Source organism: Microcoleus sp. FACHB-1515, from assembly GCF_014696105.1.
Taxonomy (GTDB): domain Bacteria; phylum Cyanobacteriota; class Cyanobacteriia; order Elainellales; family Elainellaceae; genus JAAUTJ01.
In genome coordinates, this window is the sequence record NZ_JACJPO010000041.1 from 116,566 (window position 1) to 129,578 (window position 13,013).

Sequence of the window (13,013 nt, forward strand, 5' to 3'; positions counted from 1 at the left end):
TGGCAGGATTAGGAAGAATCCTTTTCCTGCCGTTTCAAAACATAAGGAAGTGAAGTGCCAAAACAAGCCGCCGCAATCACCAAAAAAACAACACCCGGAAAAAACGGCACCACAATTCCGACAGCACCCAGCACCAGACAAATCATTCCCGCAACAATGCGGGCGGCATAGCGAGTTGAAAGCATCGAATTGAAGTTAGAAAATTTCAAGAAAATTCCAGATCGTTGCGATCGACTCGCGCAATTATTTCTCGATCGATCCACTTTCGACTGCCAAATCTTTTGGTACAGGCTGATAGAAACTGGCAATTAAAGCGACCATCAGCCACCAGAGCGTGCTGACTTGCGGACGATACCAAACCGTATCCACCAATCCGTGCGCCAGCATTCCAACCATCGTGGCGATCGCGGCCATCAGCCAAAAGCCCGCTGCATTTCTCGCGGTTCGCAAGCGCTGAAGCTGCACCCAGCCTTGATTAAACGTCACCAGCAGCAGCCACAGGAAACAGGTGAAGCCGATGATCCCGGTTTCCACCAAGACTTCCAGCAAGATCGAGTAGGCACTGAGGGCGCTAAATCCGGTGCGCTGATAGCGCGGATAGACTCGGTTGAACGCGCTGTTGCCCGGACCAATGCCGATAATTGGGCGATCGCGAATCATCTTGACCACGCCTGACCAAACGTTGATGCGATAGTTGTTGCTGCTGTCTTCCCGTCCGACAAAGATGCTGGCAACGCGATCGCGCAGCGGTTCCACCGTCGCCACCGCCAGTACGACAACAGCAGCCGACATACCTAATACGATCGGCAGTGCCAGCCTGCGCCACAATCGCGGCAGATACACGCTGAACCAGTGAACCAGCAGCATCATTCCCACAAAGCTTGCCACCACAAAGCCAATCCAGCCGCCGCGACTAAATGTGAGAACCAGACAGGCTGCATTCGTCACGGTCAGCAGCAAGGCCATTGCTTTTGCCGTCCAGCGTCTCCAGGCAAAAATCGCCGCTCCGCTGAAGACAACGGCAGGCAGCAAATAAGCAGCTAGCAAATTGGGATTGCCCAAAAAGCTGTAAACGCGAGTTGTGCCTGCCAGCGTCGATTCGGCATCCACCCAGGTTGCCAGCGCATCTGCGCCAAAAAACCACTGCCGCAGTCCAAACACGCTGACAAAAACCGCCACCAGCAAATAGACAAGGATGAGGATCGATCGCAACCGGGGCGATCGCAACACCCGCACCGCCAACGCAAACATCAGCAAATACAGCGTCAGCCTGCCGCAGCCGATCAGCGCCGCCGATTTCACCGGAGAAAGCGCAGTCGCAGCAATGGAGATGCCCCAATACAGCAAGACAACTAGGTGAATCGGCGTGAAGCCGATGCGCTTGTCGTCGCTGAGGGTCAAGAGCAGCCAGTAGCCGCCGCAGGCAATTAGCAGTACACCAATCAGCGCAGTGGAAACAAACGGCGCGAACGCAAACACCAAGATCAGCAAAATGCCGCCGATCGCGTCCGCTCGCTGCATCAGCCAGCTCGATCGTCGCCACGATTGCAGCAGTCCGATCCATGCTTGCACGTAGCTCGCCTTGCTCCACTGGGAAAGCGGCAGGTTCATCAGGGTGATCTGTTGCCAGGGATTCATACACAGACTCGATCTTCTCCGCCATTATCCTTAAAAACCGACCAGAAAGTCGGATTAGGTAAATCGATCGCTCAGTTCAGAGCAGGAGAATTTGACAGCTATTTAACGATTTCTAAAGAAAAATCAAAAAGTTTGAAAAATTTAAGATTTTCTTTGGGATCATTAGTTCTGTCAGTAAGGTTACGCAATGTTGCGTAATTGTTGCCGATCGCTAAAGGCAGTTGCTGGATGCGAGATTATTGATTCTTCCTGCTATTTTTCTCTAGCAGCGCCGAAATTCGCGGCAGAACGAGTGAGATAGTAACCTGATGGGGCAAACCCATCTTGACAACCATAGATCTACGGATAGATTTTGCTAAGTTGTAGGGTTCTGGCTTTTTTTGAGTAGATCCACTAGGATCTCTGCCAGTCACTCGCTTTTGTTGCCATTCAGGTTGCTCACAATGGGACTTGTCTATCGATTTGCCACACTGCTAATTTTTCCGCTGCTGATTGGTTCAACGGTTTGGACTGCTCCATCCGCAGCCTCACAACCTTCAACTGTGTCCGATGCGAACAGAACTGCAAACCAACCGTATCAGCCGCCAGACAACGGCGGGCCAGATGGCACGATTGGCTCAGGAACCCGATAGCACACTCGCCTTTGGCGATCGAATTCACCCAGCTTCAATCGATGAATCAGCGTCCGCAGAATCCCGATAAAAATGTTGAGAAGAACACGATCAAAGTGGAGGCTGGAACGCTCACGGCGATCGTATTTTTTCTGCTGCTGCTGCCGCTGCTGCTAGCTGGATTCTTTTTCCAATAGCGGTGCGTCGTTCTTTTTCACGTTGTCCGGCGCTTTGGGCAGCACGCCAGATCAAAAACTGTCAGGGCGCGATCGAACAATTGAAAGCGACTTCTGTACTGTAGAAGGCATCGGCTTCCCTGGTGATTTCTATGCCTACCGAAAAGTTTCGTCGCCAGTTGCGGCAAGAATCCGAGCAGTGGTGGAAAGACGGCTTCATTGACGCCGCACTCTACGAAAAACTGGCGCAGCGCTATCAGTTCGATCGCCTTGAACAAGACGCCAGCCACCGCTTCATTGCGATTCTGATGGGCTTGGGCGCAATTTTGTTAGGACTCGGTGCAATTACGTTCGTCGCAGCCAACTGGACAGCTTGGCCGCGATCGACCCGCGTTGCTCTCTTGCTGGCCTGCTTTGTCGGCGTCAATGCCGCTGGCTTTTACCTGTGGCGACGACCTGCCACAGAGCGATTAGGACACGGACTGCTGCTGTGTGGTGCGCTGCTGCTCGGCGCAAACATGGGTTTGATGTCGCAGATGTTCAACCAGAACGGCGAACTGTATGAACTGCTGTTGATCTGGGGCTTGGGCGTGGCGGCAATGGCCTTTAGTTTGCGGCTCACGTCGCTGGGCGTGCTGTCGCTAATCTTGGTGGGGCAGGGTTATTGGAGCGGGTGGATCACCGGGTCAACCTGGCGAGAATTTGGCTTCACCGATTTGATTGTGCAGCATCTGCCGATCGTCCTGGCCGTCGTTTTTGTCCCGCTGGCCTACTGGTGTCGATCGCGCATTCTGTTTGGCCTCACCGCCACAATTTGGGCAGTGGCGATCGTGTTTAATCTCAAGCCGTTTTCGGGATGGAGCAGCAGTTTACCTTCGGCAGGCTGGATGGCGGCGATCGCTTTTGTCCTGCCGCCTGCCTTGCTGTGGAGCTACTACGACTTTCGCAAGCCTGCGCCCAATCGTCCGCATCCGTCCGCGTTCACCTTGCTGGCTCGCGGCTTGGCGATCGTGTTTCTGGCCGTTTGCTTCTATTGCTTCTCGTTCAAGTTTCTTTGGGATTCGCCCACCTGGATGCAAGATCCGACTCGCATCTGGAACTGGACACCGCTAATCGACGCCGTATTGTTCAGCATCATTGCAGGATTAGGCTGGATTCAGATGCGGCCTCGCTGGTCGCAGTGGCGATCGCAAATCCGCTCGATCAACAGCGTCACCATTGCGATTATGCTGCTTGCAACTGCGCTGATGCTGATTGCCTATCACTCGATCGATCTGGTCGGCGCGATCGGATTCAACGTTTTGCTGTTTGGCTTGTCGATCGCGCTGGTGCGAGACGGCTTAGCGCTGGGCGATCGGCAAACCTTTTGGGGCGGAATGGTGCTGCTGGTCTTGGGCATCACGACGCGAATGCTCGAATACAATACCGGACTTTTGCTGAAGTCGATCGTGTTCATCCTTTGCGGAATTGGCGTCATTGCTGCCGGATTGTGGTTTGAGCGATCGACCAAATCCACAGCGCGATCGCTTCACTCTGCACAGGAGAACTTGTCATGACACATTCCTTCCAGCCCGACGTTGCTCAAACCGAATCGCCGCAGCTTCAGCCGATCGCGCCAGCTAAGCGGCTTCCGGGTTGGCGACTGTGGGTTCCGCTGCTGATTCAGGTCGGCCTGATTGCCTTTGTGCCTGCCCAAGATGCCTACACCTACGCCACAGGCAGACTGATCACGCTCCAAACCATGCCTGTCGATCCTTACGATCCGCTGCGCGGCTATTCGCAAACGTTGGGCTACGAAATTAGCGACATCAATCGGCTACGCAAACTTCCAGGCGGCGATCGATTTGATCGTGCGATCGAAGGCGCATTCTACATCGTTCTGCAACAGCCCACCGCGAACACGACACCGCCCGCCCCCTGGCAACCCGTCCGCCTGACGAGCGATCGCCCCACCGATTTGAATTCGACGCAAATCGCGTTGCGGGGTCGCTACGATCGCGGCCAAATCACCTACGGCGTAGAGCGTTTCTACATGCCCGAAGACCAGCGCAACCAAATCAATGAAGGCTTTACGCGCGGAGGTCAAACGGTCACACAAGCCAAGGTGGACGATCGCGGCAATGCAGTTTTAGTGAATTTGTGGCTGGGCGATCGTGCCTTGCAGTTTTGATCGCGAGTCGGGACAGTGCTGCGCTGCCCCGACTTCAGGGATGGGTGCTGTTACGCTCGCAGTTCGCTGCCGACTGGGGAGACGATCGCGCCTTCTTCGGGATGCGTTTGACAGGGAATGCCCAAAACGGGGCAGGGCAACGAAGCAAGCTGACTGACCAGCGGATGCCGAGCCGAATTGCAGCCGAGCAGCAGCAAGTCAGCGTCCTCCGCTGCAATCACCTGACGCAGTTGTTCAGCCGGATCGCCAAATCGCAAATGAGCTTCTAGCGAACCGCGCCATTCTTCCGCCATGCAGCGAGCCTGCCAGAGGACGTAATCCGCATGGTCAAACGGGTCGATCGCCTGAAAATTCGGAATCACGCAGTCCGATTCGACAAAGCGCGGCAGGCAAGCGGTTAGATCGGAAGCGGCAGTCGATCGACCACTGAGGCTGGGAAACGTCGAGCGGCTGGGGCGATCGAGGACATAGACGACATGCACCGTGACTTGCTTTTGGGTTGCCAAGCGAGTTTGATGCGCGATCCACAGCGTCATGTCGAGCGCGGTTTGGCTGTTGCAAGAGCCGTTGTAGCCGACGACAAAGCTGACGGTTTTGCGCGATTTTGTTGATTTGGAGCGCGGTTCCGGGACAAGAACCATCTGCTCAATCAGGTCTTGGCGACCGATCGCGCTTTGCAGGCGAGCCAAAATCGGTTTAATCTGCACGGCTTTTTTCCTCTCTAAGCGGGGAGTCGAACGAAGTTGAAATGGGGTAAGGGCACAACGCTTTGAGCGGACTGCAACAATCGGACTGCAACAATCGCAAAGCGGAAATACTAGTACCAATCAGGAGACTTCAGCGTGCAAACTGCGGACGCTTAGGAGGCTCCTTCCATTGCCGACGGAGTTAGCTGACGGGCGAAGACTGGAAGGTGTCTTTCTCAGTCGAGATTAGCCCCAAAACGTGGTTCCTCCGCTTCATCAAGTCAAGAAGTGACTGAATGTGAATTAGGCTTACCCGTGAATGAATCACATTCGCTATCATCGCCTAGATTTCTAGCAGATGTAATCTATCTCGCTAAAGATTCATAAATGAAATCAATCTTCACGATCGAAGTGTTGCTCCAGAAAGTCGAGCGCATGATTTCGCAATTCGTAATATTCGGAAGATTCCCGTAGCCGATGGCGATCGCGCGGATGCTCAAACGGAATCGTCATGATTTCTCCAATTTGGGCGGCAGGCCCATTCGTCATCAGAACGATGCGATCGCTCATAAAAATTGCTTCGTCCACATCATGGGTAATCATCATCACCGCCTGACGTTGACTTTCCCAAATTTTCAACACTTGCTCTTGCAGCATTCCTCTGGTTAGCGCATCGAGTGCGCCAAACGGCTCATCCATCAGTAGCATTTTGGGACGAGTTGCAAGGGCGCGAGCAATGCCAACGCGCTGCTTCATGCCGCCAGAAATTTCATCGGGATATTTATCAGCAGCGGGAATCAAATTCACCATGCTCAGATGTTCATTGACGATGCGCTTCTTTTGCTGAACAGACGCATCTTTGAGCACCTCATCAACTGCAAGTCGGACATTTTCACGCACGGTCAGCCAAGGCAATAGTGAATAGTGCTGAAACACCATCATTCGATCGGCTCCGGGTTTGCGAATTTCGCGCCCTTCAAGCTGAACGGTTCCACTTGTTGCTTTTTCCAGTCCGGCTACAATCTTCAACAGCGTTGATTTGCCGCAGCCAGAGTGACCAATGACCGAGATAAATTCATTTTCTGCGATCGATAAATCAATGCCATCTAGCACAACAAATTCGCTGCCATCTGGTCGCTTATAGGATTTCCGCAGGTTTTCAATCTTCAGAAATTCAGCGCGATCGATCGAAGATTGATCCGGCGATTGAATGGGTTTAATCATGGATTGCTTCTCCAAACTAAGATAAACAAATTTGAGTGGGGGCGTTGGCGCGAATCGCAAATCGATTCAGGTAGCCGATCGGATCGCTAGGGTCGAATGGTTGGCGATCGATGAACGCCTCGGCAGGTTCAACTTTGTAATCTTCAGCCGGACATGCAATTCCCATTTCGCCTGCAATGTCGCGATATAAATCAGTTTTCCAAGCTTGTCTAGCAAGTTCTTCGGCATTCGTTGGAAGTTCGGAAATTTGTCCCCAGCGCGTTGCTTGCGTCATTAGCCAAAGGCTGTGCGACTGCCACAAAAAGGTGGAATGATTGCCAGAAATTCGCCGCAAATCTTCTGGTAAGTCAAAAAACAAAGTCGTTTCTTCGGACTTCACAAGGCGCGGCTGATTGTCGAAGCCACCATAATTGTAGTTGCCGACGATCGCCGCTTCAGTCAATTTTGGTTTTGCTCCGGTGTACGATCGCGCTGAGATAATTTCGGCGACTTCTTGACGGTTTTCGGGTTTGCTGCAATACTGACACGCTTCGATCATTGCCTTGACGAGCGATCGATAGGTTTTGGGATTTTCATCAATGAAAGATTGCATCACTCCAAGCAGGCGATCGGGGTGTCCGTGCCAAATTTCGTGGCCTTGAGCAAAGGTAAATCCCACCCCTTCATTACCGGAAATCGCCCTGGTATTCCAAGGTTCGGCCACCATGTAAGCCTGCATTGCGCCAATGCGAATATTCACCAACATCTGCGGCGGCGGAATAATAATGACGCGGAATTCTTCAAACGGATTCACGCCCGCTGCTGCCGATAGATTGCGAACAAAGTATTCATAAATGGCGGAACTCAGGACAACTGCCCAAACTCGCTGATCGGAAGGAATGTTCTCAAAATAGTTGCGAAAATCACGGCCAAATGCTTCGAGATCGCCGTTATATTCGCGCCAAGGCCGCAAGCCCGATTCCCACATGGCGCGATTCATCGTGATCGCGTTGCCGTGTCGGTGAATGGTCATTGCGGCACACAGCGGCGCGTGTCTGGCTCCTTCCGCGCCGATGCGGGCGTTTGTCACCGCTCCTGAGACGACCGGAGAAGCATCGAGCCGTCCAAAAATAATGCCGTCGCGAGAATTTGCCCAGCTTGCTTCACGACTGAGGCGGACGTTGAGGCCGTATTTGCGAAAGAAGCCTTTTTCCCAGGCGATCGCAAACGGCGCACAGTCGTTCACGGGCACATAGCCGATCGTCAAGTTCGGCTTTTCCAAACTGGCCGGATTCACGATCGGCTCAGTGTCCTGTGCGGTTTCAGATAGCGTTTTCGGGGCGCGGCTGGCATCGATCGCGCATCCGGCCAGCGAAAAGCCAGCGGCAGCGGTTCCGGCGCGATGCAGAAATTGGCGTCGGTTAATAAACATGGCGATCGCAAATCCTTGATGAATTTGAAGAAGATTTTCAGGTCGATTTGACTGGACGGCGGGTGACAAGTCGCTGGATTTGACCGATCGCAAAATCCAGCACCAGTCCAGTAATTCCAATAATCAGCACGGCCAGCATCACCGAACTAAGATTCAAGCGGCTCCATTCATCCCAAACAAAAAAGCCGATGCCCACGCCGCCCGTCAGCATTTCGACCGCGACGATCACCAGCCACGCGATCCCCAGACTGATTCGCAGCCCGGTGAAGATGTAGGGCAGGCTGGCAGGCCAAATGATTTTGGTAATCTGTCTCCAGCGCGGCATTTCCAGCACTCGCGCCACGTCGAGATAGTCTTGCGAGACGCTGGAGACGCCCAAGGCGGTATTGATGATCGTCGGCCACAAAGACGTGATGAAGATGACAAAGATCGCGGATGGGTCAGCCAGGTTGAAGATCGACAGGGCGATCGGCAACCAGGCTAGGGGCGAAACCGGACGAAAAATTTGAATAATCGGATTGAGGGCGAGCATCGCCTGCCGCGACATGCCGATCAAAAATCCGAGCGGAATCGCCACGAGTGCGCCCAGTCCAAAGCCGATCAAAACGCGCCGCAAACTTGCCATCAGCAGCCAGCCGAGTCCGAAATCTCCGGGGCCACGTCGATAGAACGGATGCAGAATGTAGTCAAGATTCGCCTGCAACGCTTCGATCGGCGTCGGCAGCAGTTGGCTGTTGAACGTGGCGACAAACCACCACAGCAGCAAAATTCCGACAAACCCCAGCAAGGGCAGCAAAATCGTGTCTCGTATCAAAACTGGACTAACTCGTTTCCAAGTCGCCTGTGCCGCAACTGCGATCGCGGCAATATTCAACTGAACCATACGCTTTGTGTCCCAGAATCTAGTCAAGTAGGCATCAGCAAATCGAACTCACACCAACCGAAGAGGCTGCCGAGTCCAGGACATTCAAAATGCTGGCTCTTACAGTCTTCTTCCAATGCCGACGAAGTTAGCTGACGGGCTAGAGTTGAAAGATCCTCTCCGCTTTCGTTTCGATCTCGAAAGGGTTAGCCCCCAAAATGGTTCCTCCGCTTTAGCTTTGCCAAGAAAAGCTAAATTAGGCTGACAGACGATCGATTTTTCATTGCCGATAATTTAACATCGAGTTTCACCGTAAGCAACTCCACTGGTAGATAGAAATTCTTTGATTCATTCCCCCAAAAACGATCGATGATGCGATTCTTCCTGCTCGATCGCTGCAATTAACCGAAGAAACTGCGATCGCAATGCTTGAATTTGTGGCGCGATCGTCTGCGGACAAGTTTGACTGAGTTCTTCAATTTGCTGCTGAAGCATTACAATCTGCTGATTTTTCTGAGCGATGCGATCGCGCTGTTCTGCCACTTCGATCGCGTGCAGCGCCGCCCGAATCAAGCGATCGTAATGCGGCAAACTCAGATCGACAATTTGTGCAGATTCGATCGTTTTACCCAGTCGTCCTTGCTTTTGCTGCGGCGCGATCATCAGCCAAAATCCGTCGCTGTTGCGGATGCGGAGTTCTTTTCCCTTAGCAGTGGTGGCGATCGTGCAGGCGTAGGTGCGCTGACTGAAGGAGAATTCGATCGCGGGCGAGTCGGGCAGCGGGCTGGAGTGGGCGGCGGAATTCAGCTTGACGGCTGGCGGTTCACCTTCCGACGCTTGACTTCCGACTGGCAAATCTGCTTCCCGCAGGCCAACAAGTTCAAGCTCGATCGACTTCTGGCCGTTCCACTCGTTCAGGCGCAGCTTGTAGGCAACATCGACGCGATCGGGCAGGGGCATGAATTCCGCCCAGCGCCATGCGATCGCTTTAAGCGAAGTGTTTCCCTGCCGCAGCGTCACTTTCAGGTGATTGCGTCCGACCGTTTGCTGATCGACCACTTGCAGATTGGGTGTCCAGAAAATCGGATCGGGGTTATCGATGCCGCAGGGGTGAAGCGCGTCGATTTGCTGATGCAGGGCGATCGACAAGTCAGACAGATTGGCCTGCGTGTCGATCGTGATCAGCGGCTTGAGGTGCTGCGGCAAAAGCTGCTGATGGGCGAACAGTTGCAGTCTAGCTCGCAGTTCGTCCAAATGTTCCGCCGCAAGAGTAAAGCCGCCCGCCGCGCGATGTCCGCCAAACTTTTCGAGAATGTCGCCGCAGAACTGAAGCGCTTCAAACACATTGAATTCGGGAATGCTGCGGACTGAGCCGCGCACCTGCGTTTTTGCTTCATCTTCATACGTGCCGATGAAGACCGGAACGCCGTAGCGCTCGACCAGCCTGGAGGCGACGATGCCGATGACGCCGTGATGCCAGTTCGGTTGCACAACGACGATGAAGCGATCGCGCAGCACATCGATTTTGCTCGATTCGCACCACGCGATCGCTTCTTGCTCAATCAGTTCACACAAGCGCTGGCGGTGCTGGTTAATTTCTTCGCACTTCATCGCCAGTTCCAGCGCGTCACCGGGGCGATCGGTCGTCAGCAGTTCAATCACAATTTGCGGATCGGCAATGCGTCCCACCGCGTTGATGCGGGGGCCAAGCCGAAAGCCGATCGCTTCGGGCTTCAGTGCTTTTTCGCTGCCCAGTCCCGCCACTTGAATCAAGGCTTGCACTCCGGCCAGCTTCGACTGCGGTAAGAGTTTGAGGCCGCGTCGCACCCAGCGGCGGTTTACTCCAGTCAAAGGAGCGAGGTCAGCGATCGTTCCCAACGTGAAAAGCTCGATCAGCGGGGCGGTCAGGTCTTGCGTTTGCTTGAGGCACTGAGCGAGACAAACCGCGAGAATGTAAGCCACGCCGACTCCGGCCACGCCACGATAGGGGGAATCTTCGGCAATCAGCTTCGGGTTGAGAATGGCGTTCGCACGCGGCAGCGTAGGTGGAACATCGTGGTGATCGGTGACGATGACGACAAGACCGAGTTCGCGGGCACGATCGATCGGATCGTGTGCTGCAATGCCGTTATCGACCGTGAGAATAATTTTGACGCCTTCGTTGTGAAAATCTTCGACAATGCGGCGATTGAGTCCGTAGCCTTCCTGCATTCGACTGGGGATCGCGTAATCGACGATCGCCCCCATCGCCCTGAGCGCCCGCAGCAGCAAAGCGGTACTTGTCATACCGTCTGCATCGTAATCGCCACAAATCGCGATCGGTTCGTGCAGGGCGATCGCTCGCATCAACAGTTCCAGAGCAAGTGTGAGGTCGGGAAATTCATCGATCGGCGAAGGCAAAAGCTGCGATTCGGGCTGAAGAAACGTTTGGGCAGCTTCCGCCGTATTCACGCCGCGATTGATCATGACTTGCGCCAAAAGCGGTGAAAGTCCGGTTGTTTGGGCGAGCCATTCAGCCTGATCAAGTTGGGCAGGCGCAATCTGCCAGCGCTGGTTTGGCAAACGCCGCTTCGATCGCCCTGCGGATTTTGCTGACCGTGAGGAAGAATCTGCCATCTCAACTAGAACACCGTGACGCGACCGTCGTTTTGAATATATACGGATCGATCGCCTGGCGACTGACCCGGATAAATTTCGATTCGCAAAGTTTGCGGCTGCGGCTGCGACACGACAGCCCGCACCGAAAGTGATGTCGTGTCCCAAAAGGCTACTGAGGTATTTGGTTCTGTGCCAAAGTTGCGATCGATTTGCAGCGTTTGTCCGGGCGAAAGGGCGATCGGATTGGTGCGATTAATCTGCTCCACCTCCACTGTTTGCGGTGTGCGGTTGACCATTTCAAGCTGCACAGGCTGACCGGGAACAAATTGAATGGGACGCGCTCCGCAGTTCGACGCGCAGGTTTGCGCCAAGGTGGAAGCCGGAACCAGCAGTGCCGCAGCAAGCGCAGCAGACATAACTTTCATGGCGATCGATCGAACAAAGTACCAATGTTCTACACTATTTTGACTCCGCTGCATAGCCACAGCCACTTTAAATCCTGATCAGCGATCGCGTTTTTCTCGACTGGCGATCGCTATTTCAATTTGCCCTGCACGGATTTATCTCTTTTATCAGAAGCATTCTTTAAGCTGGTTAGTCAGTAACAATTGTTACTGCTAGCTGATTGATTAGCACGTGCAAAGGATGCATCTTTAGCAAAGGAATGGAACTCTATCCTAAGAGACTACTCGCAATTGAAGAAATTTTCTAGGCTGATATCTGTTGACATAAACCAAATGACAAAAATACAATGACAGCTAACACTTCATCGAGCTTGAACAAACCAGAAAATAAATCACTTTGGACAGGGATTCTTTTGATTGGTTTTGGCGTTGCCGCGATCGCCTTGCCGATCTTTTCCACCCTGGTTGCAGAAACCTGGATTGCTTTAATTCTCATTTCAGCGGGTTCAGCCAAGCTGTTCTACGCCTTTCAAACACGCGACCAAGGCGGCTTTGTTTGGAAGCTGCTGCTGAGCATTCTCTACATCGGCGCTGGAATCATGCTGTTTACCCAACCGCTGCAAGGCATTTTGACCTTGACGCTGCTTTTGGGTAGCTTTCTGCTGACAGAAGGCGTATTTGAGTTGATCTTGGCCTTCCGCTTGCGCCCACAGCAAAACTGGACTTCCGTGCTGGTGAACGGAATTATTACGCTGTTTTTGGGCGCAATCATCTGGTTTCAGTGGCCGTCCAATGCGCCTTGGCTGCTGGGAACCGCGATCGGGGCAAGCATCATCTCAACCGGGGTTTCTCGCGTTCTGCTATCGCTAAATGGCAGCGCAGCAACGGTCAGTTCCAATCCAAATTCTTCTGATCAGGTCACTTCTGCCTAGAAGATTTAGACATCTGAGTAATCATTGGGATGGGGGAAATCAATTTCCGCCATCCTATTTTTATGGCTTTAAATGTTTGAAACACAACACAGAGTTGATGATAGTCCGATCGATCGCCCCAAACGTTTTAAGTTGGTTTTGCTTAAAGCCGCGTCACTGCAACATTTTTAAACCTAAATTAATTTGCGGGTAGTCGTGTAGAAGTAATGATGCTAGGTTAGCAACAGATTTCGATGGACTCTTTATGATGCTTGCTTGTCCCAGTTGCACCTCGACTCAAACGGTGAAGAATGGTCGTATT

13 protein-coding genes and 2 riboswitches are annotated in these 13,013 nt (G+C 53.1%); of the genes, 5 read left to right on the forward strand and 8 right to left on the reverse strand.

The annotated features are described in order from the left end of the window. Positions 1-8: 8 nt before the first annotated feature. The gene (locus tag H6F67_RS14705; protein ID WP_190767364.1) at positions 9-185 is read right to left on the reverse strand and encodes a DUF454 family protein; all 177 of its coding nucleotides are present in this window, start codon (positions 183-185) and stop codon (positions 9-11) included. Between the two features lie 58 nt (positions 186-243). Next, positions 244-1,638, reverse strand: coding sequence for an IctB family putative bicarbonate transporter (locus H6F67_RS14710; RefSeq protein WP_190767365.1), 1,395 nt, complete (start codon positions 1,636-1,638; stop codon positions 244-246). Between the two features lie 443 nt (positions 1,639-2,081). On the opposite strand from H6F67_RS14710, the gene H6F67_RS14715 reads away from it, so the two are divergent. From H6F67_RS14715 to H6F67_RS14725, 4 genes are all read left to right on the forward strand, one after another. Beyond that, positions 2,082-2,270 carry a hypothetical protein gene (locus H6F67_RS14715; protein WP_190767366.1) on the forward strand — a complete coding sequence of 63 codons (189 nt, stop codon included), beginning with the start codon at positions 2,082-2,084 and terminating at the stop codon, positions 2,268-2,270. 41 nt (positions 2,271-2,311) lie between these two features. Beyond that, the gene (locus H6F67_RS28145) at positions 2,312-2,446 is read left to right on the forward strand and encodes a hypothetical protein (protein WP_277874596.1); all 135 of its coding nucleotides are present in this window, start codon (positions 2,312-2,314) and stop codon (positions 2,444-2,446) included. A 131-nt stretch (positions 2,447-2,577) separates the two neighbouring features. After that, on the forward strand, positions 2,578-3,981 hold the full coding sequence (locus tag H6F67_RS14720; RefSeq protein ID WP_190767367.1) for a DUF2157 domain-containing protein: 1,404 nt from the start codon (positions 2,578-2,580) through the stop codon (positions 3,979-3,981). Beyond that, positions 3,978-4,595: a GDYXXLXY domain-containing protein gene (locus H6F67_RS14725; protein ID WP_190767368.1), complete on the forward strand. Its 618-nt coding sequence runs from the start codon at positions 3,978-3,980 to the stop codon at positions 4,593-4,595. Before H6F67_RS14720 ends, H6F67_RS14725 begins: the two co-directional genes overlap by 4 nt. 50 nt (positions 4,596-4,645) lie before the next feature. Here the strand turns inward: H6F67_RS14725 and H6F67_RS14730 are convergent, their stop codons facing one another. The 6 genes from H6F67_RS14730 to H6F67_RS14755 all read right to left on the reverse strand — a co-directional run bounded on the left by H6F67_RS14730 (position 4,646) and on the right by H6F67_RS14755 (position 11,855). Then, the gene (locus H6F67_RS14730) at positions 4,646-5,302 is read right to left on the reverse strand and encodes a universal stress protein (RefSeq protein ID WP_313926833.1); all 657 of its coding nucleotides are present in this window, start codon (positions 5,300-5,302) and stop codon (positions 4,646-4,648) included. A gap of 155 nt (positions 5,303-5,457) precedes the next feature. Continuing rightward, a riboswitch (cyclic di-AMP (ydaO/yuaA leader) is annotated at positions 5,458-5,601 on the reverse strand. A 73-nt stretch (positions 5,602-5,674) separates the two neighbouring features. Further along, positions 5,675-6,505, reverse strand: a complete 831-nt coding sequence (locus H6F67_RS14735; protein WP_190767369.1) for an ABC transporter ATP-binding protein — start codon at positions 6,503-6,505, stop codon at positions 5,675-5,677. Positions 6,506-6,521: 16 nt separating this feature from the next. Beyond that, the gene (locus H6F67_RS14740) at positions 6,522-7,916 is read right to left on the reverse strand and encodes an ABC transporter substrate-binding protein (RefSeq protein WP_190767370.1); all 1,395 of its coding nucleotides are present in this window, start codon (positions 7,914-7,916) and stop codon (positions 6,522-6,524) included. Positions 7,917-7,953: 37 nt separating this feature from the next. Next, on the reverse strand, positions 7,954-8,799 hold the full coding sequence (ntrB, locus tag H6F67_RS14745; protein WP_190767371.1) for a nitrate ABC transporter permease: 846 nt from the start codon (positions 8,797-8,799) through the stop codon (positions 7,954-7,956). 101 nt (positions 8,800-8,900) lie between these two features. Continuing rightward, positions 8,901-9,051, reverse strand: a riboswitch (cyclic di-AMP (ydaO/yuaA leader). A gap of 75 nt (positions 9,052-9,126) precedes the next feature. After that, positions 9,127-11,394 carry a single-stranded-DNA-specific exonuclease RecJ gene (gene recJ / locus H6F67_RS14750; RefSeq protein ID WP_190767372.1) on the reverse strand — a complete coding sequence of 756 codons (2,268 nt, stop codon included), beginning with the start codon at positions 11,392-11,394 and terminating at the stop codon, positions 9,127-9,129. A gap of 5 nt (positions 11,395-11,399) precedes the next feature. Further along, positions 11,400-11,855 carry a hypothetical protein gene (locus tag H6F67_RS14755; RefSeq protein ID WP_206753910.1) on the reverse strand — a complete coding sequence of 152 codons (456 nt, stop codon included), beginning with the start codon at positions 11,853-11,855 and terminating at the stop codon, positions 11,400-11,402. A gap of 272 nt (positions 11,856-12,127) precedes the next feature. On the opposite strand from H6F67_RS14755, the gene H6F67_RS14760 reads away from it, so the two are divergent. Continuing rightward, positions 12,128-12,712, forward strand: coding sequence for an HdeD family acid-resistance protein (locus tag H6F67_RS14760; RefSeq protein WP_190767374.1), 585 nt, complete (start codon positions 12,128-12,130; stop codon positions 12,710-12,712). Positions 12,713-13,013: the final 301 nt, after the last annotated feature.

Excerpts from the sequence above, each read along its gene's own strand:
- H6F67_RS14705 (WP_190767364.1), bottom strand. The coding sequence starts at position 185 with ATGCTTTCAACTCGCTATGCCGCCCGCATTGTTGCGGGAATGATTTGT.
- H6F67_RS14710 (WP_190767365.1), bottom strand. The coding sequence starts at position 1,638 with ATGAATCCCTGGCAACAGATCACCCTGATGAACCTGCCGCTTTCCCAG.
- H6F67_RS14715 (WP_190767366.1), top strand. The coding sequence starts at position 2,082 with ATGGGACTTGTCTATCGATTTGCCACACTGCTAATTTTTCCGCTGCTG.
- H6F67_RS28145 (WP_277874596.1), top strand. The coding sequence starts at position 2,312 with ATGAATCAGCGTCCGCAGAATCCCGATAAAAATGTTGAGAAGAACACG.
- H6F67_RS14720 (WP_190767367.1), top strand. The coding sequence starts at position 2,578 with ATGCCTACCGAAAAGTTTCGTCGCCAGTTGCGGCAAGAATCCGAGCAG.
- H6F67_RS14725 (WP_190767368.1), top strand. The coding sequence starts at position 3,978 with ATGACACATTCCTTCCAGCCCGACGTTGCTCAAACCGAATCGCCGCAG.
- H6F67_RS14735 (WP_190767369.1), bottom strand. The coding sequence starts at position 6,505 with ATGATTAAACCCATTCAATCGCCGGATCAATCTTCGATCGATCGCGCT.
- H6F67_RS14740 (WP_190767370.1), bottom strand. The coding sequence starts at position 7,916 with ATGTTTATTAACCGACGCCAATTTCTGCATCGCGCCGGAACCGCTGCC.
- ntrB (WP_190767371.1), bottom strand. The coding sequence starts at position 8,799 with ATGGTTCAGTTGAATATTGCCGCGATCGCAGTTGCGGCACAGGCGACT.
- recJ (WP_190767372.1), bottom strand. The coding sequence starts at position 11,394 with ATGGCAGATTCTTCCTCACGGTCAGCAAAATCCGCAGGGCGATCGAAG.
- H6F67_RS14755 (WP_206753910.1), bottom strand. The coding sequence starts at position 11,855 with ATGCAGCGGAGTCAAAATAGTGTAGAACATTGGTACTTTGTTCGATCG.
- H6F67_RS14760 (WP_190767374.1), top strand. The coding sequence starts at position 12,128 with ATGACAGCTAACACTTCATCGAGCTTGAACAAACCAGAAAATAAATCA.